Genomic DNA, 19,509 nt, shown 5'->3' with positions numbered 1-19,509 from the left:
GGTATCAGTATTAATAGGTCAGACAAGTTTGTGGTTTATCTTCATTTGAAATAGTTGTTGCGTTAAAATTCATAAATCCAACTGGATAATTATTGGGTGAATATGAATAGAAATTACTCAAATTTGGTAAAACATAACAAAGGTCATAAGGACTTACACCATACCATAAGGCCATTTCTGCATACATTTCATCCGTTGAAATTGATGGTATAAAATTTCCTCTAAATGAAATATTCTGTGTATTACTGTTGCTTACATCCATTTTTGGGAATGTACCATATATTTTCCCTCCATTAACTGCACCGCCAATAACCATGGAATTTCCGCCCCAAGCATGGTCTGAACCTAAACCGTTGGAAGTAATTGTTCTTGCAAAATCTGAAATTGTAAATGTGGTTACGTTTTCCGCAATGCCTAATTCGACAGTTGAATCATAGAAAGCTTTAATAGCATCACTTATAATTGGTAATCTTTGATTTAAACCATTTACTAAATTATCGTGCATATCCCAACCACCATAATTTACAAAGAAAATCTGCCTTTTAGCCCCTAATGCTTGCCGAACACTCATCACTTTTGCAACCGCTTGAAGGTCTTTTGCAAGGCTACTTGTTGGAAAAACTGTTGACATACTTGGAACTCTTTTGAGAGCATCCTTGAAAACTTGAAATGATGCAATTGAACTTTTAGTAGTTGAACTATACGTTTTTTGAAGTAGGTTAGCATACGTTTTTGAAACTAAACTATCAATTGCATTATTTCTGGTGTCTGTTAATATGCCAGTATTATTCCACCATGATGGAAGGGAAGTAATACCTACATTATTAGGGTCAACATTTTCGCTGATAGAATATTCTGCAAAATCCTTTCCTCTTTGAAATGAATTCCTACCGTCAAGTGAGATATTCATTGATACACCGGCATTTGTATTTGATGCGTGTAATAAATCTGCAAGCCTTCCCCCAACTCCTAAAGCGTCTCTACTTTGGGGTACTGAAGTTTGCCATTGCATAATTTGGTCAGAATGAGAATAAATTCCTAGTGGAACCTTTTTTAAATCACTTTCAAACTCTGTTTTATTCATAATTGGCTCAACTAAAGTTCCAATGTTTGACATAAATGCTAGTTTTCCAGTGTTGAACAAATCTCTTACACCTGTCATTGTAGGATGAACTCCAAATGAACCGTAATTGCAGGGCTGTCCACGAAATCCAGAACATTGTGGATTATTCAAAGATAACAGTGACGCACTATTCTGGATGGCAATATCTGACCGTACATTTTTGTAATCATTAAAGCCATTATCTCCTCCAACTGTGGTTCCAGACGGAATAAGTACATTGAAAGAATCTAATCCACCCGAAAATAGAATGCAAACTAATGCTTTGTAATCTTCTGCAGAATTAAGTTTTGAAGCACTACCACTCAAGGCACCATTTACAGCTCCAAGGCTTGTTAAAGTACTCAATAATGTTGTAGAACCCATGGCACTACAACTTGCTTGTCTAATAAAATCTCTTCTATTCATGGCTTATTTTATTTGCTGATTAAGTAGTCGGGTGAAGTCATAATTAAAAATATAGTCATTTTTACTCGGCGAGATGCTTCATTGGTTGTTGGAACACCATTTATATCCTCTGCATAAGGCATACTTTTTACTGCATCTCCAATAATTTTTAGACTTTCAGCAGATAATTGCCCATTTGCGAGAATGAGATTATATTTATCTAAAAGTTGAGGAATTCTGTCATTTCTAGTTAGAACGTAATCGCCTGTTAAATCAAATTTAGCATTTTGTTCTGACTTGTAAGTTTCATTATTAAATAATCCATAGTATTCAACTGTGTAATCATTTATTAACCAATCATTAAGAGCATTAAAATAACCAGTAAGTGTCTGCGAACTTAATAATTGAAACTCTGGCCCGACCTTTCCCGCATCTTTTAAAACTCCGTTTGGTCTATAATCTGGGCTAAAAAAATTAAAAACAGAATTTGAACTTAGTGGTCTTTGTTCCGTTTTGTCATAGACTCTTGCCATAGCATTTCGATAAATTCCTCCTTGGGCTTGAAGATTTAACCCTTTTACGAGATTAATGTATCTTATAAATGGTTCTCTCAACATACCTACCGCTTCAGTACCATCACCACAACAATTTCTTGCATCTGGGTCAAGTAATATGCCTTTTATTACAGCTTTTAAATCACCTCTTACACCACTTCCATTATTATTGAAAATTGTTGCGATACGTTGAATATAGGCTGGACTAGGATTAGATGTAACCAATCTTTGTATGAGTCTTCTTGCAATGAATGGTCCCACATTTGGGTGATTAAAGATTATATTTAGTGCATCCTGAATATCTTGTTCTCCTTGCATTGCTGTGCGACTAGCACTTGGGTCAACTGTGGAATTTAGAAATACTTTTGTGCCACGCTCATGTCCGTCAACTATTCTTGGTGTTGTTTTCCAAGGATTTCGTTTCGCATCGCTAGAATCTAAGCCATAAAACTTTAAACGCTTCGTATAACTCCAATAATTTTTGCTTGAAATTCCTAAATAATCTCCATCACCCCATGACAAACCCGTGAATACTTTGGCTAAATTAGCAATATCATCATTATTATAAGTCGGAATAGAATTGCCATTAACATCTTTTTGTTCTGAACCGTCAATATTTAATTTATATAGTCCAATCGAAAAAAGTTGCATAATTTCTCTTGCATAGTTTTCGTCTGGATAAATTTGTTTTACATTGTCAGTAGCATGATTATTCAAGAAAGTGAGATATACGCCCATTGTTGGGTGATAGGTAATCTTATCAATTAGAGTACGATAGTTACCAAATGAATTATCCATTAACATGTCATAGTAACTTGCTAAAGCATAAGGATTACCATCAAAAGCTGATACACGTGAGGTAACAAAAATTTCACTAAGTGCAAAAGCAACTCGCCATCTGAGTAAATCTGGAGCAGTCATACATCCTTGAAACCAAGTGGCATCAAAATGCCAATTACTTAAAAAAACATTATTGAGGTTGTATGTATTAACACCATTTTTGATGTTGAGAGAATCTACAATAGATTGGTGAAGACTTTGTACGTAAGTTTCTAACTTGAAACTATTGGGCATTTCTAACTGGTCGTTCAACCATTTTTCAATCCCCTGAGTAGCAACTTTCTGAATTTCTGTGTAAGTACTTCCAAATGTAGCCTGAGAAAGAAATCTTGATGCAGCAACCTGATTTGGTAAAAAACCAATACTGGAAAGTGTATTTTGCCCATTGGTTGCGGTTGAACTAGAAGATACATTAATATTTTTGGTATTACCCATGCCAAGGGTAGTGACTTGTTGACCAAAAATAAATGAAGAATTGACAATAATAAGAATCAACTGAAAAATAATTCTTCTTGTTTTCATTATTAGTATTTTAGGAATGCAATAAATATGAATGAGCTAAGATTTACAATAATTGTAAGCAAAAATAATGCTAAAAAAATATATATTAGGATTTAATTAAAAAGAGGTGAATTCTTGTCAAAATTAATTACACAATAGTTTATCATGTTATTTTAAACAAAAAACCTCCCAGAATGAAATTTGAGAGGTTTGTAGCAGTTTTGTGATCCCGACAGGATTCGAACCTGTGACCCACAGATTAGAAATCTGTTGCTCTATCCAGCTGAGCTACGGGACCGAATTAGTTTTGCAAAGATAGCACCTTAGTTTTTAAAAGTCAAATTTACTTCAGAAAAAACATTAACAATTCCTGAAATTTCAGGATTCTATGCAAAAACGCTTTGAAACTTTAATAATTAGGCTGAACTTTGAAATTAAAATAATGCACTCTGAACCTCGCAGCATCAATGTTATTTAATTCTCTTCAATTTATATTTTTTTTTATAGTTGTTACATTGGCTTATTTTAGTTTGCCACATCGTGGACGAGTTTGGCTCTTACTTTTGGCTAGTTGTTATTTCTATGCTGTTTTTCAACCAATTTATATTCTTATTCTTTTTGTTACAATTGTGGTTGATTATTTTGCTGGAATTTGGATTGCCGAAGCTTCTGGTAATAAACGAAAATGGCTACTAATCATAAGTCTTATCTCTAATATTGGTTTTTTAGCTTATTTTAAATATTATAACTTTTTTATCGAAAACATCAATAATGTTTATTTTAGACTTGGCTCAGAAACGCATCTTGAATTATTGAAAATATTATTACCGATTGGACTCTCATTTCATACTTTTCAGGCAATGAGTTATACAATTGAAGTATATCGAGGAAATCAAAAAGCCGAAAAAGATTTTAGTATTTATGCACTTTATGTGATGTTTTACCCCCAGTTAGTCGCGGGCCCAATTGAGCGTCCGCAAAATTTACTTTGGCAATTTCATTCAAGTTTTAAGTATGATTTTGAAAATCTGAAAGAGGGTTTGATGAGAATGGCTTGGGGAATGTTTAAAAAAGTAGTAATTGCAGACCGTCTATCTATGGTTGTAGATTATTGCTATGATAATCCACAAAATCATAATGGTTTAACTCTTTTAGTTGCGACGCTATTTTTTACTTTTCAAATTTACTGTGATTTTTCTGGGTATTCAGATATAGCCATTGGTGCGGCAAGAGTGATGGGTTTTAAACTGATGGAAAACTTTGACGCACCTTACTTTTCAAAATCAATTAGCGAGTTTTGGCGTCGTTGGCATATTTCACTTTCTGGTTGGTTTCGTGATTATCTGTACATTCCGTTAGGCGGAAATAGGGTAGGAGAATTTCGTAGATACTTTAATGTATTCTTCGTTTTTATGATGAGCGGATTTTGGCATGGAGCTGCTTGGACATTTATTATTTGGGGGGCATTACACGGAATTTACTTGGTTTTAGCACAAATACGTGATAAATACTTTAAATTTTCTTTTAATAAGGTGTTTTCCGAAAACCTGATAAATGGTTTTAATCTTGTTTTTACGTTTGTCTTAGTAATGTTTACTTGGGTTTTTTTTCGTGCAAAAGGCTTTACAAATTCAATGATTATTTTTCAGAAAATATTCAATTTTTCAAATTACGATTCTATTGCAACGCCATTGAATACCAATGAAATGATATTTTGTTGGGTGTTGATTTTAATTCTTTTGCTGAAAGATAAATTAATGATGAAAATTTCGACACAAAAAACACCCCAATTTTACTTGAAATTTGTTGGTTTATTGTTGCTTTGCTATTTTTTGGGTGTGTTTAGTTCTAATCAGTTTATTTATTTTCAGTTTTAAAAATCTCGAAATTAGATGCAATATTTTATGAATATCATAGGATTATCAAATAAAAAAATGATAAAATTTGGCTTTTTGACCTTATTCTCATTTTTATGGTTTTTGGGTTTTTCGGAAGATTTTGCAAAATGGCTTGCTCTAAATAAAGTTATCCCTAGCGATTACCGATATGGAGACCTTTACCGAATGTCAAATTTAGCTCAATTTAAAGTGCCTTTACAAAAATGTAATATTCCTGAAACAACTGAATCAAATCATACTTCATTAATTCTACTTGGTGATAGTTTTACTGAAAATGAGCGAATTGAGAAAAATCATTTTAAAGGCCTTGATAATTATCAAAGGTTTTTTATTACCGATACTATCAGAATAAAAATAGATACGACAAAACGAAATATTTTGATAATCGAAACAGTAGAAAGACATTTTAGAGAGCGTTTTGTCAAGCCGTATATGAACTTGCAATTGGTTGATAATGAGTCTGATACGGGTAAAATTGATGGGAGAAGTATTTTGGAAAGAATTATAAAAGGACACATTCCTTATAGTGCCGAAAGACATGAATCTGTGCTATTTTCATCCAATTTTTTCTTGACTTTTAAAGAATGGAAAGCTTGGGTCAATTGGCATTGTTTTAATAGAGTGGACAAAAATGTAATGCTATCGAAAGATAAAAAACATATTTTATATTATGCTGATGCACAATCTTCAGGAATTCATTCAAGTTTTGATAAAATCTCGGACAATGAAGTTACCAAAATGGTTGAAAATCTGAATTTAACTTACCAACATTATAAAAAGCTTGGTTTTGATGAAGTTTATTTGACAATTGCTCCTAATAAAACATCTATTTTAGGAACAGATTTAGGGAAATATAATCATTTAATTGATAGAATACAGCAGCATTCGAGTCTAAAAATGCCATTTTTTGATGTTTATACTCCTTTCAAAAAATCAAAGAAAATGCTTTATGATATTGGAGATACGCATTGGAACTGCGATGGGAAGCAAATTTGGCTAGATGAAGTAAATGAGAAATTATAGAGTTATTTTTTTAAATGACTCTATAATTTGCTTTAGCCAACAAAATTTAAAATTTCTTGAATCACAAATGTTTGTTCCTCATAAGTCAGCGTAGGGTACATCGGAATACTCAAACAATGCTCATAGTATTTTTCGGCATTCGGGCAATCCCCTTTTTTTGAACCTAAATTTTTGTAATAAGGCATTAAATGAACAGGAACATAATGTACTTGTGCAAAAATATCTTTCGTTCGTAAATAGTCATACAAGCCTTTTCTGTCTTCAACTTGAATCACGTAAAGATGATAGGCATGACTAAAATTTTCCTTTGGAACAATGATTTTTACATTTGAATTGGCAAAAGCTTTATCGTACCGTTTAGCAATTTCTTGTCTTTTGATAAAACCCTCATTGGCACGTTTCAATTGCGAAATACCTAAATTACAAAGTACATCGGGCATGCGATAATTATAACCTAATTCTTGCAATTCCATGTACCAACCCCCATGATTTTCAATCAAAGCGGAATCTCCTTGATAAACCATTCCATGAGAACGAAATTGTTTTAGTTTTTTGTAAAGTTCTTCGTCATTTGTTGTGACCATTCCGCCTTCACCAGTAGCAATATGTTTGACAGGATGAAAAGAAAAAATAGCTAAATCAGCTAAACTTCCATCACCACAAAGATGATTTTTACCATCAATATTAGTAAAATTGCCACCAGGAGCATGGCAAGCGTCTTCTAAAATCCAAAGCCCAAATTCATCGGCTAATTTTCTAAAAGCCTCCATATCAACAGGATAGCCTGCAAAATCGACTGGAATAATGCCTTGGAAAGTGCCTTTTGGGTGTTTTTCAAGTAAATCTCGTACTTTATCAATATCGAGCAAAATGGTTTCTTTGTCAATATCAACAAAATGTACTTCACCTCCGCAATATCGGACACAATTGGCTGATGCAGAAAATGTTATCGGCGAAGTAATCACTTTAGAAGTTGCATTTACACCCAAGGCCAAGCACGAGATATGCAAAGCAGCAGTTCCATTGGCTACTGCAACGGCATATTTACAGCCAATATATTGAGCGAACGCAGCCTCAAATTCAGCTACTTTTGGTCCAGAAGTCAAAAATGGTGATTTCAGCGTTTCGATAACCGCTGCAATATCTTCGTCAGTAATATGTTGTTTTCCGTAAGGAATCATTCGTATAATTATTTCGGCTGAAAATCAGCATCAATGTGGGTTTTTATTTCATCACGAATTTGCTCAACTGTCAACCATTCGTCGTTTGTACCAGAATTATATTTAAAACCTTCAGGTACAAATTTTGCGTTAAATGTAGCGAGATATTCATCAATATTCCAAATTGGCGAAAATGGCATAATAACGTAATATTTCTTTGTTTCAATAGTATTTAATGAGTCGGTTTCAGTAATCATTTCTTCGTGAAGCTTTTCACCAGGACGAATACCAACATTTGGAAACTCACAATTTGGACCGATTGCCTTTGCAACATCCATAATTTTATACGATGGAATTTTAGGAACATAAATTTCCCCTCCCCAAGCATTTTCTAAAGCATAAAGTACCATTTCAACGCCATCTTCCAACGAAATATTAAAGCGTGTCATACGTTCATCCGTAATTGGCAACACACCAGTCTTAGCTTTTTCCAAGAAAAATGGCATTACTGAGCCACGAGAACCAATTACATTGCCATAACGAACAACAGAAAAAGTGATTTTTCGGCTGCCTCTCATATTATTGGCAGCAACGAAAAGCTTATCTGAGCAGAGTTTTGTTGCACCATATAAATTAATGGGAGCAGCAGCTTTGTCAGTCGAAAGAGCTACAACTTTCTGAACATTATTTGCTAAAGCAGCATTAATCACATTTTCAGCTCCAAAAACATTCGTTTTAATACATTCCATTGGGTTGTATTCTGCGGCGGGAACTTGTTTTAAAGCAGCAGCGTGAATAATATAATCTATGCCTTCGCAAGCACGTTTTAAACGCTCTCCGTCACGAACATCTCCGATGAAAAAACGAATATTTGGATATTTGTGATGAGGGTAAGTTTGTTGCATTTCAAACTGTTTCAATTCATCACGAGAATAGATTACCACTCTTTTAACATCTGGAAATCGGTGAAAAATAGTTTCAACTAATTTTTTGCCAAATGAGCCAGTTCCACCAGTAATGAGTATTGATTTGCCGTTTAAATCAAGCATTTGTTTATGATTTTATTAGAATGAGAATCAATTTGATTTTTTTGTCGAATCAATCCTTTAAATTCGGTTAAGTATGAATGCAAAGTTACAAATTAGGAGTGGAATTGTTGATATGAATGAAAAGATGATTTTAAGAACCTAATTTGTGATTATCTAAAAAACTTCATTACTTGTGAAAAATATAGTTAATTCTAACCTCTAAAACTAAAATATTATTTATGGAAAATGTAAAAATTGCAGGATTTTTTAAGCGTTTTTTTGCTTTTATCATTGATTTTTTACTTGTATTTATTGTTTCATTATTTTTAACTACGATAATTCTGAAACCTTTTGGCGGTGTTTTAGGAATTATTGGATTAGAAGATTTTCAATTTGGAGAAGATTTGGTCAAAGGGGCATTCGAAATTTTGATGGCTGGATTTGGAGCTGCGGGTGTTTTATTATTAGTAATTGTAGTTATTTTTCTTACAGGCTTTTTCTATGATTTGTTAATGATTGCATCTCCAAAACAAGGTACTTTAGGGAAAATGTTGTTTAGCATAAAAGTTATTAGAATTGAAGGAGATTCATTGAGCATTTTTGAATCATTTCTACGTACAACCTTAAAATTTATTACAGGTTGTGTTTTTATCTTCTTGTGGTTAATATGCCTTTTTAATAGCAAAAGACAAACATTTCATGATATGTTGGCAAAATCGATAGTTGTAAATGCCAATTAGTAATAATGAAAAAAGGAGACGAAAGTCTCCTTTTTTCATTATCTTGTTCCTCGTTTTTCAGGATGATAGCTTTCAAAAAAATTTATCCAAATCATTCGTGAAAGGCGGTAATATACTGGAATCAGAATGACGGTGAGTGAAACATAAATTGTCATTAATAGCCAACCTTCAATATATTGGTCTAAAAGTACAAAATAGGCCACAATACAAGTTACAAACAGTGCAATATTGAGCATATAACTTACATACATTGCTCCGAAAAAAAAGCCCATTTCTTTTTCATAACGAAGACCACAATGAGAACAAGTTTGCTTCATTGCAGACATTTTTTTGTATGGATTTTTGGTTTCAAAAATATCACCTTCGTGACATCTAGGACATTTCATCGCAAAAATACTATATAACCTTGAGCCTTTTCCGAACATTTTATTGATATGATTATTTACAACGATTTAGAAATTAATACAAATTTCCGATTATTTTCGAAAGATTTCGTAGGCTTTTCTATTAATTTAATAGGACAATTTACTTATTCAAAAACTTTACTGTAAAACTACTATATTATTTGTAGATTATCTAAAATTAATAATTTTCGCAAATTTGTCAATGAGGTAATTTACTTTGCAAAGCACCATAAACCCATGTTCCTGCAATTGCACTTAGAAAAGTAACTCCAACCACCAAAAATCCATAGCCAATTTGTGCAAATAATGGGCCTGGGCAAGCTCCTGTAATTGCCCAGCCTAAGCCAAAAATTAATCCTCCGTAAATTTGACCTTTATTGAATGGTTTTTTGGGAATTACAACACTTTCTCCACTGATTGTTTTTATTTTAAAACGTTTTATTATTTGTACAGAAATCATTCCGACTACAACAGCTGTTCCAATAACTCCATACATGTGAAAAGATTGAAGACGAAACATTTCCTGAATTCTGAACCAAGAAACAATTTCGGCTTTTATAAATACGATTCCAAATACAATGCCTACGAACAAATATTTCAAATTGCTGACAAAACTTTCGCTTGCAACTTGATTATTTGGTGCGTCACAAACAAACTCTTCAATTTTTTGTTTTTCTATATTATTCATGGCTTAAAATAATTTGAAAATGTAAGGTAAAATTAAGTTTGTCATTGCAAAACCGCCTACCATAAAGCAAATAGTTGCAATTAACGACGGAAGTTGGAGGTTTGATAAACCCATAATTGAATGTCCAGAAGTACAACCACCCGCGTAGCGAGTTCCAAATCCGACTAAAAAACCACCAATAACAAAGAAAATTAAGCCTTTCAATGTAAAAATGTTATCAACACTAAAAATATCGGAAGGCATTAAATTTGAAAAATCAGTTACGCCGAGTGCTTTCAAATCACGGATAGTATTTTCATTGATTATAATATCATTTGGATTTGAAAGAAATTGATTCGTGATAATTCCACCTAGGAGGACCCCAAATACAAAGAATAGATTCCAAATTTCCTTTCGCCAATTATAATTGAAATACGAAAGATTTGCTGGAAAACAAGCGGCACAGATGTGACGTAATGAAGACGAAATTCCGAAAGTTTTGTTGCCAATAAGTAACAAAATTGGAACTGTTAGTCCAATCATAATTCCAGCAATTGACCAATGCCATGGTTGTTTAATAAACTCTATCATCGTTTAATTTTTGTTTTTATATCGGCAAAATTTATACTTTTAACTTAGATTGACACACAAAATTTGAGCGAAGAACATTAGTTTTTGCAATAGCAGCAAATCCACCAGAAATATCAATAACGTTATCAAAGCCACGTGATTTCAAAATTGAAGCGGCAATCATTGAGCGATAACCACCTGCACAGTAAAGATAATTTATTTCTTTTTTTGAAAAAGTCTCCATATTATTACTCAAATAAGCTAACGTAACACATTCTGCATTATCAACGTGTTCGGCTGTGTATTCAGATTCTTTTCTTACGTCTTTAACTAAAATATTCCCTTCAGTTTTTGTAAATATTTTTGCAAAATCTTCAGCCGAAATTGATTCAATTGTGTCTGTTTCTTTTCCTTTTTCAATCCAATTTTTCAATCCACCATCTAAATAGCCGATGATATTATCGTAGCCAACTCTTGATAATCTAGTGATTACTTCTTCAATATTTTCTTCATCGGCAATAAACAAAATGGGCTGTTCGATGTCCGTAATGAGAGTACCAACCCATGGTGCAAAATCACCTTTTATACCAATATTAATTGAGTTTGGAATAAAACCATCTTTAAAAATCTGGGCAGAACGAGTGTCAATCATTACAGCTCCGAGTTCATTTACTGCAACTTCAAAAGCTTCTGGTGAAAGTGCTTGTACACTCGTTTTTACATCTTCAACTGACTTAGCACCTGTTTTATTAATCAAGACATTTTTCGGGAAATAGTAGGGCGGAGGCGTTAGTCCGTTGGTTACGTTGCTAATAAATTGCTCTTTTGACTGTGGTTGCAAAGCATAATTAGATTTTTTTTGATTACCGAGTGTGTCAAAAGTTTCTTTGCTCATATTTTTCCCACAAGCCGAACCAGCACCGTGAGCAGGATAAACAATCAAATTATCAGGCAATGAAATTATTTTTGTGTGTAGCGAAGTATAGAGAAATCCAGCTAAATCTTGAATTGTTAGATTTGATTTTTGAGCCAAATCAGGGCGGCCAACATCTCCAATAAAAAGGGTATCTCCCGTAAAAATACAATTTTCTAAATTATTTTCGTCGATTAATAAAAAACACGACGATTCCATTGTGTGTCCAGGAGTATGGATGACTTTTATTTTGATTTTACCAATCTCAAAAAGTTGACCATCTTTGGCTAAAATACAATCAAAGGTTGGATTTGCATTAGGGCCATAGACAATTTTAGCTCCTGTTTTTTTTGATAATTCCAAATGACCCGAAACAAAATCTGCGTGAAAATGTGTTTCAAAAATGTATTTTATTTTAGCATTATTTTTCTCAGCTTTAGCTATATAAGAATGTACTTCTCGCAGTGGGTCAATAATTGCTACTTCTCCTTCTGATTCAATATAATATGCTCCTTGAGCTAAGCAACCTGTGTAAATTTGTTCGATAATCATTGTTGATGAAAGTATTTTATTGAATAAAATGTCTATAAATGCATACTTTTGTGTATTTATAAATCAACATTTCAGTAACAAATATAGTTTGTTTTATATAAAAAAACCATGCAAGACATGGAAGCTCGCATGGTTTTGATAGGTGTTTTACCTTATTTTCCTTGGGCTTCTACCACTGCGATAGCAACCATATCGACTATTTCACGTACCGTACTACCGAGTTGTAAAACGTGAACTGGTTTTTTCATTCCAAGCAAAATAGGTCCAATTTTATCAATATTAGCAATTTCCTTCACAATATTGTAAGCGATATTTGAAGATGAAAGATTAGGGAAAATTAAGGTATTCGCTCTTCCATCAACTAAATCACTAAATGGATGATTTTCTTTCAATAACTCTATGTCAAATGGTAAATGTGCTTGCATTTCACCATCAACAACCATATTTGGATGTTTATCCTTCAAAATAGCGACAGCTTTTTGCATTTTGATTGCATCATCTCCATTGGCACTTCCAAAATTAGAATATGTCAATAGAGCAATGCGAGGTTTGATATTGAATTTCTCAACTTCTTTGGCTGCTAATTCTGTAATTTCAACGATTTCATCAACGGTAGGATTGAAATTTACGGTCGTGTCAGCCAAGAAAAGTGGGCCAAAACGACTCATCAAAATGTACATCCCAGAAACTTTTTTAACGCCTTCTTGCTGACCAATAATTTGTAAAGCAGGACGAATAGTTTCAGGATAATTTCTTGTCATACCGCCAATCATTGCATCAGCTTCGCCGGTTTCAACCATCATTGCTCCGAAATAATTTCGGTTTCGCATCAATTGTGTAGCCTCAAAATGGTTGTAACCTTTACGTTTACGTTTTTCGTAGAAAATCGCTCCGAATTTTGCTAATCTTTCTTCTTGCTCAATTGAGCGAGAATCAATGATTTCGGCGTAAGGCAAATCAATGAAATTATCCTCTAATAACTTTGTTATTTTAGCAACATTTCCTAAAAGAATAGGGGTTGCAATTTTCTCGTCTTGCACTTCCTGAGCTGCTTTCAGCACAGCCAAGTTTTCTGCATCTGCAAAAACTACACGTTTCGGATTTAATTTTGCCTTATTTGTAATTACCTTTTTGAGCGAATTATCTAAACCTAAACGTTTCGATAATTGGGTGTCATAAGCTTCCCAATCTGATATTGGAAACTTTGCAACGCCACTTTCAATTGCAGCTCTAGCAACCGCAGGAGCAACTGTTGTTAACAAACGTGGGTCAACGGGTTTAGGAATAATATAAGTTCGTCCAAACGAAAGGTTTGTTTCTCCATAAGCTAAATTTACACTATCAGGAACAGGTTTTTTAGCTAAATCGGCTAAAGCCCTAACGGCGGCCAATTTCATTTCTTCATTGATAACCTTCGAACGAACATCCAATGCACCTCGGAAAATGTAAGGAAATCCTAAAACATTGTTCACTTGATTTGGATAATCTGAACGGCCAGTTGCCATTATAATATCTTTACGGGCTTCAGTTGCTTCTTCGTACGAAATTTCGGGTGTTGGATTAGCCATCGCAAAAACAATCGCATCTCTAGCCATGGATTTTACCATATCTTGCGATAAAATATTGCCTTTTGAAAGTCCAATAAATACATCAGCATTTACTAATGCTTCTGCCAAAGTTGTTTCTGCTGGCATATTATCGTTGGCAAACTCAATTTTTTTACCATCAAGATTTGTTCTACTTGGATGAATCAAACCTTTACTATCGAACATAAACATATTTTTCTTGTCCGCACCTAAAGCATTGTACAAACGAGTACAAGAAATAGCCGCCGCACCCGCACCATTGATAATAATTTTGATTGTTGAAATATCTTTGTCGATCAATTCAAGGGCATTCAACAAAGCCGCTGACGAAATAATGGCTGTTCCATGCTGGTCGTCGTGCATGACAGGAATATTTAATTCAGCCTTTAATCGTTCTTCAATTTCAAAACATTCTGGGGCAGAAATATCTTCCAAATTTACGCCACCAAAAGTTGGTTCAAGAATTTTAACTGTTCGTACAAATTCGTCAACGTCTTTTGTATTTAATTCTATGTCAAAAACATCAATATCAGCGTAAATTTTAAACAAAAGCCCTTTTCCTTCCATCACTGGTTTTCCTGCTGCTGGGCCAATATCACCCAAGCCCAAAACAGCCGTACCATTTGAAATAACTGCTACGAGGTTTCCTTTCGCAGTGTATTTATAAACATCTTCTGGATTCTCAAAAATTGCCATACAAGGGTCAGCAACTCCTGGAGAATATGCCAATGATAAATCTTTTTGTGTTGCATACTCTTTGGTCGGAATTACCTCAATTTTACCTGGACGCCCTTTTGCGTGATAATGTAGGGCTTCTTCTTTTAAGTTTTGCTTACTCATTTTCGAATAAAGTTTGTTTGATGATGCGAAGGTAAAGCAGAAAGATTTTAGTGTAACAGAAATTTCTACTTTTTTTGAGTTTTGGATTGATTTTGAATCATTTATTCATTTTTGAGATTATCTTTAACAATATCCTCAAAGTCGGCTACATGAGCAAAAGCTAGTTCCATTTTGTTTCTGTCAAATTCGTTTTCATTGTTTGAAATCCAAATTGTTGCAACGCCGTTACCGATAAAATTTGTAATAGCACGGGCTTCAGACATGAATCTATCAACGCCTAAAAGTAGGGCTAAACCTTCAACTGGAATTACTTTGAGAGCCGTAAGTGTACTCGCCAAAACTATAAATCCGCTGCCTGTAACTCCCGCAGCTCCTTTTGATGTAACCATCAAAATACCAATAATTGTCAGCATTTGTTGTAAATCAAGGTGAACATTGAATACCTGTGCCAAGAAAATTACCGCCATAGAAAGATAAATCGTTGTACCATCAAGGTTGAAAGAATAACCCGCTGGAACAACCAAGCCAACAACGGACTTTGAACAGCCCATTTTTTCTAATTTTTCCATTAATGAAGGCAAAGCTGCTTCTGAAGATGATGTCCCAAGAACAATAAGTAGTTCTTCTCGAATAAATCTTAGAAAACTCCAAAGACTGATTTTATAATATCGAAGAATAAAATACAGCACTACAAATACAAAAATTGCCATTGTTGTATAAACTGTACCCATTAATTTGGCAAGTGGAAGCAGCGTTTTGATACCATATTTTGCAATAGTAAAAGCCATCCCACCAAAAGCACCAATTGGAGCAAAAAGCATTACTTTGTGCAACGCCCAAAAAACTTTCTTTGAGATTGGGGCGAGAAAATCAACAACTTTTTGGCGTCCAGAATAATTGCTTAAAACAATTCCTAAAACAATGGCTACTACCAAAACTTGTAGTGTAACATTGTCCCAAAAGAATTTCATCCAACTAAATTCGGTGGCATTTTTAGTATATTTTGAAATATCGCCTCCTTTTATATTATCTGTAACAACGCCATCGCCTGGACGAATAATATTGGCTACAACGACTCCAATAATTAATGCAACAGTTGTGACAACTTCAAAATATAACAATGCTTTTGCCCCAACTTTTCCAACTTTTTTTAAATCACCCATTGAGATTATTCCCAAAGTAATGGTTAAAAATATAATTGGATTTATAAAAAGTTTGACGGTACTGATAAAAATACTACTCAAAAACTCGCTAAATGTATTTTTTATTTCAAATTCTGAAATTACTAAGTTTTGCTTGAAACCTTTCTCAAATAAAGTATGTAAAGCGAATTCTGGGTTATAATGACCTAATAAAATACCACAAACGATGGCGGTCAGTACCCAAAATGTAAGGTTAGTAAATAATTTTTTCATTAAATAAATAGGTTTATGTTTAGTTTAGGAGGTTGGTTTTGTTAAAAATAACGTAACAAAAAGTGTATCAAAATGGTCGAAATTAATGATAAAGGAATCCCAATGCCTACCATGAGACTCGCTAATTCTGGGTTTAAGCGATGATTAATTGCAATAATGGTGGCCGTATTCATTGACCCAAGGCCTGCCCCAACTACACATATTTTGCCTAACCACGTATTTTCTTTAAGCAAGATAAGATATATTAGAAAGATTATCAAAGGAGCGAGGAATAGTTTGAAAAATAAACCAATTAACAATGGCTTTTCTGCAAACTTTTTAAGATTAAATTTAATCTGTAATCCAACAGAAACCAAGGCTAAAACAGTAAATGGACTACCAGTTTTTTGCAAAATTTCTTTAATAAAACTAGGAAAATGAAAATCTAAAATATTGATAATTAAGGCAATACAAAAGGCTAGAAATGGAGGAAATGTAAACATATTCTTGAAAATATTCTTAACCGTTGGGTTGGATGAAGAATAGTAAGAAGCCGTCATAATTCCTAATGTTCCACAAACAACAAACGAACCAGCTTGACTCATCAAAATACCAATTTTCAAGCCTTCATTTCCGTACAGCAGCTCAAAAATTGGAAATCCAACAAATGAAATGCTGCTTATGCCTGCCGTAATTGTTAATGCACCAGTGGTACTTCTATCAAAATTGAAAATTGGAGCTAAAATTTTAAAGAAAATAAATGAAGAAACGAACAATATATATGGCATTAAAATAGGTAATGCCTGATTTTGTTGAAAGTGAATTTCGGTTGTATAAAGTAATGTTAAAGCTGGCAAACAAACATAAATAATGAAAGAATTTAGTGCCAAATAAGCGTCTTTTGGAAATCCTTTGATTTTTTGTAAAACTATTCCTAAAAAAAGACAAATAAAGAGTAAAAGTAAATTTGACATTGATGATAAACTTTGCGTTTTTTTTAGAAAATAAGCAGCTTTCGGAAAGTTAAGAAAATGTTTGGTAATAAATTAATTGAAATATCAATTTTTCATTGGCTAAAACACACAATAGCGAAGTTTAGAGAATGGAATTGACCAAAGATTCTAAAAAAGTTTAGCCTTTTGAAATTAGTACAAAATAGATAATACTTGAAGTTATTTTTCCCAAATAGCTAAAGCAATTCGTAATTTTCCATAATCATAAACGCCTTCTAGTGATTCGAAAAGTGGTTTTAGTGCATCCCCCTTTTGAATATTTATTTTCATTGCGGCCGCAATAATCTGATTATATTCATAAGTCATAATGTACTGTTTTAAGTCAATGTCTTGTCCATCTTGATAAAGTTTGACCAAATGACTAATAATTGTTACAGGATTTAGAACCCTTTTTATTGCCATTTCTTCGATTGAAAGCCCAGTTTTATACATTTCAAATGTTTCAAGATAAGTCATTCCTTTTTCTGCTTTTGGGCGACCAAAGCTTGGGTTTTTGCCTGTAAAATCTAAAATTTCATTGATAAACTCTTCCCCGTATTGATTAAATTTTTGTTCACCCACGCCTGAAACAGCCATCATTTGGAATCTATTGATTGGTCGCTTCTGAGCCATATCCGAAAGTGTAGCATCGGAAAATACAATAAATGGAGGTACATTTTGTTCATCAGCAATTTTTTTCCTAAGCACACGAAGTTTTTCAAATAAAGCATCTTTGATTACTTCTTTTTTAGTTTTTTCACGAGGAGTTTCTTCATCTAATCTAGCTTTTTTAGCTTCATAAGCCTCAAATCTCACTAAATCAACCTTTTTTTCTCCTTTCAAAACTTGCCAAGAAATTGCATTGAGTTTTAGCGAATGACGCTCATCGTATGCAATATCAATTATTCCTGAATTTAATAATTGTGTAATATAATCAGCCCATTCTTCGTATTTTAGTTCTTTACCAACGCCAAAAGTTTTGAGCGTTTGGTAGCCTCTGTCGTAAATACTTCTGTTTTGAGAACCTCTTAAAACGTCAATTAATAAGCCCATAGCCACTTTTTCTTCAGTTCGTGCAATGGCAGAAAGTGCTTTTTGGGCAAAAATAGTAGCATCAAATTTTTTGGGTGGATTTTGACAAACATCACAGTTTCCACAATCGTTTTGAGCCTCTTCGTTGAAATAACTTAACAAAATTCTTCGCCTACAAATCTCCGATTCGGCATATTGCTTCATTCGGTCTAATTTGGCGAGCTGTACTTCTTTCATGTCGTCAGGCAACTCAGAGTTTTGAATCATTTCTTTCCGAGTAATAATATCACCGAAACTATAAAAAAGTAAAGTGTCTGATTTCATGCCATCACGTCCTGCACGCCCAATTTCTTGGTAATAACTTTCAACATTTGAAGGTAAACTATAATGAATCACAAAACGAACATTAGATTTGTCGATTCCCATGCCAAATGCTATCGTCGCTACGATTACTTGAATCTCATCTTTAATAAAGGCATCTTGTACTTCTGAACGAGTTTTAGAATCAACGCCCGCATGATAATGCATTGCTGTAATTCCTAGTTTTCGCAATCCTTCGGCTACATCTTCCGTGTTTTTTCGACTCAAACAATAAATGATTCCTGATTGATTGGGGCGTTTAGAAATAAATTGTTGAAGAATTTTGAGCCGATTTCTTCCTGGTAAAACCGATAAAGTGAGATTTGGACGGTCGAAGGAAGAAATAAATACTTTGGCATCAGGAACGCCCAATTGGGTTAAAATATCTTTTCTAGTTACTCGGTCGGCTGTAGCTGTGAGTGCCACAACAGGAATTTCAGGAAATGTTTCTTTCAGGATATTTAGTTTGGTGTATTCTGGTCTAAAATCATGACCCCAAGTTGAAACACAGTGCGACTCATCAATTGCAATTTGGTTAATTGTTAAGGTTTTAATGAAATTCAGATAATCATTATAAAACAGTTTTTCAGGTGAAATATAGAGAAGTTTTAATTCACCTGATTTGCATTTCTCTTCAATAGTTCGTTGCTCAACAGAAGTCAAAGAACTATTCAAAAATGCTGAAGGCACGCCATTGGCTTGCAAAGATTGAACTTGGTCGTGCATCAATGCAATCAAGGGAGAAATAACTAATGTGATTCCTTCCATCACTAAAGCAGGTACTTGAAAACAAATAGATTTTCCGCCGCCCGTAGGCATCAGTACCATGCAATCTTGTTTTGCTAAAATTGTTTCAATTATTTCTGCTTGAAGCGGTCGAAATTTATCGTAGCCAAAATATTTTTTTAGAACTTGCTCTTTAGTCATTAGGATAGTAGTGAAAGGAAT

At 33.7% G+C, this 19,509-nt stretch carries 15 protein-coding genes and 1 tRNA gene; 3 read left to right on the top strand and 13 right to left on the bottom strand.

Features of this window, described 5'->3' with window-relative positions; all coding sequences use genetic code 11:
- Positions 1-10 precede the first annotated feature (10 nt).
- The 3 genes from MJQ71_RS08595 to MJQ71_RS08585 all read right to left on the bottom strand — a co-directional run bounded on the left by MJQ71_RS08595 (position 11) and on the right by MJQ71_RS08585 (position 3,700).
- A complete protein-coding gene (locus MJQ71_RS08595) occupies positions 11-1,528 on the bottom strand; it encodes a DUF1501 domain-containing protein (protein ID WP_238806165.1) in 1,518 nt (505 codons plus the stop codon).
- An 8-nt stretch (positions 1,529-1,536) separates the two neighbouring features.
- Positions 1,537-3,423 (bottom strand): DUF1800 domain-containing protein, encoded by a 1,887-nt coding sequence (locus MJQ71_RS08590; RefSeq protein WP_238806164.1) that lies wholly within the window; start codon positions 3,421-3,423, stop codon positions 1,537-1,539.
- A 203-nt stretch (positions 3,424-3,626) separates the two neighbouring features.
- A tRNA-Arg gene (locus MJQ71_RS08585) sits at positions 3,627-3,700 on the bottom strand.
- A gap of 169 nt (positions 3,701-3,869) precedes the next feature.
- Between MJQ71_RS08585 and MJQ71_RS08580 the strand changes: the two genes are divergently transcribed.
- Both MJQ71_RS08580 and MJQ71_RS08575 read left to right on the top strand, forming a co-directional pair.
- Positions 3,870-5,279: an MBOAT family O-acyltransferase gene (locus tag MJQ71_RS08580; protein ID WP_238806163.1), complete on the top strand. Its 1,410-nt coding sequence runs from the start codon at positions 3,870-3,872 to the stop codon at positions 5,277-5,279.
- A 57-nt stretch (positions 5,280-5,336) separates the two neighbouring features.
- Entirely contained in the window at positions 5,337-6,323 is a 987-nt protein-coding gene (locus tag MJQ71_RS08575; protein WP_238806162.1) for a hypothetical protein, read from the top strand.
- Positions 6,324-6,355: 32 nt separating this feature from the next.
- On the opposite strand, the gene pseC is transcribed toward MJQ71_RS08575, so the two are convergent.
- Together pseC and pseB are read right to left on the bottom strand one after the other, a co-directional pair.
- Positions 6,356-7,504, bottom strand: coding sequence for a UDP-4-amino-4,6-dideoxy-N-acetyl-beta-L-altrosamine transaminase (gene pseC / locus MJQ71_RS08570; RefSeq protein ID WP_238806161.1), 1,149 nt, complete (start codon positions 7,502-7,504; stop codon positions 6,356-6,358).
- Between the two features lie 8 nt (positions 7,505-7,512).
- A complete protein-coding gene (gene pseB, locus MJQ71_RS08565; protein WP_238806160.1) occupies positions 7,513-8,532 on the bottom strand; it encodes a UDP-N-acetylglucosamine 4,6-dehydratase (inverting) in 1,020 nt (339 codons plus the stop codon).
- Between the two features lie 218 nt (positions 8,533-8,750).
- Between pseB and MJQ71_RS08560 the strand changes: the two genes are divergently transcribed.
- Positions 8,751-9,251 (top strand): RDD family protein, encoded by a 501-nt coding sequence (locus tag MJQ71_RS08560; RefSeq protein WP_238806159.1) that lies wholly within the window; start codon positions 8,751-8,753, stop codon positions 9,249-9,251.
- A gap of 38 nt (positions 9,252-9,289) precedes the next feature.
- On the opposite strand, the gene MJQ71_RS08555 is transcribed toward MJQ71_RS08560, so the two are convergent.
- The 8 genes from MJQ71_RS08555 to recQ form a co-directional block, all read right to left on the bottom strand.
- Positions 9,290-9,676 (bottom strand): DUF983 domain-containing protein, encoded by a 387-nt coding sequence (locus MJQ71_RS08555; RefSeq protein ID WP_238806158.1) that lies wholly within the window; start codon positions 9,674-9,676, stop codon positions 9,290-9,292.
- Positions 9,677-9,854: 178 nt separating this feature from the next.
- Positions 9,855-10,343, bottom strand: coding sequence for a DUF6691 family protein (locus MJQ71_RS08550; protein ID WP_238806157.1), 489 nt, complete (start codon positions 10,341-10,343; stop codon positions 9,855-9,857).
- A gap of 3 nt (positions 10,344-10,346) precedes the next feature.
- Entirely contained in the window at positions 10,347-10,913 is a 567-nt protein-coding gene (locus tag MJQ71_RS08545) for a YeeE/YedE family protein (RefSeq protein WP_238806156.1), read from the bottom strand.
- Positions 10,914-10,944: 31 nt separating this feature from the next.
- Positions 10,945-12,357 (bottom strand): MBL fold metallo-hydrolase, encoded by a 1,413-nt coding sequence (locus MJQ71_RS08540; protein WP_238806155.1) that lies wholly within the window; start codon positions 12,355-12,357, stop codon positions 10,945-10,947.
- Between the two features lie 152 nt (positions 12,358-12,509).
- A complete protein-coding gene (locus MJQ71_RS08535; RefSeq protein ID WP_238806154.1) occupies positions 12,510-14,783 on the bottom strand; it encodes an NADP-dependent malic enzyme in 2,274 nt (757 codons plus the stop codon).
- Positions 14,784-14,884: 101 nt separating this feature from the next.
- Positions 14,885-16,198: a cation:dicarboxylate symporter family transporter gene (locus tag MJQ71_RS08530; protein ID WP_238806153.1), complete on the bottom strand. Its 1,314-nt coding sequence runs from the start codon at positions 16,196-16,198 to the stop codon at positions 14,885-14,887.
- Positions 16,199-16,239: 41 nt separating this feature from the next.
- Positions 16,240-17,151: an AEC family transporter gene (locus MJQ71_RS08525; RefSeq protein ID WP_238806152.1), complete on the bottom strand. Its 912-nt coding sequence runs from the start codon at positions 17,149-17,151 to the stop codon at positions 16,240-16,242.
- A gap of 198 nt (positions 17,152-17,349) precedes the next feature.
- Positions 17,350-19,488: a DNA helicase RecQ gene (gene recQ / locus MJQ71_RS08520; RefSeq protein WP_238806151.1), complete on the bottom strand. Its 2,139-nt coding sequence runs from the start codon at positions 19,486-19,488 to the stop codon at positions 17,350-17,352.
- Positions 19,489-19,509: the final 21 nt, after the last annotated feature.

The sequence above is a fragment of the Emticicia aquatica genome, from assembly GCF_923079645.1.
GTDB classification, from domain to species: domain Bacteria; phylum Bacteroidota; class Bacteroidia; order Cytophagales; family Spirosomataceae; genus Emticicia; species Emticicia aquatica.
The sequence above is the reverse complement of the archived record's forward strand: the minus strand, read 5'-3'. Positions and strand labels throughout refer to the sequence as shown.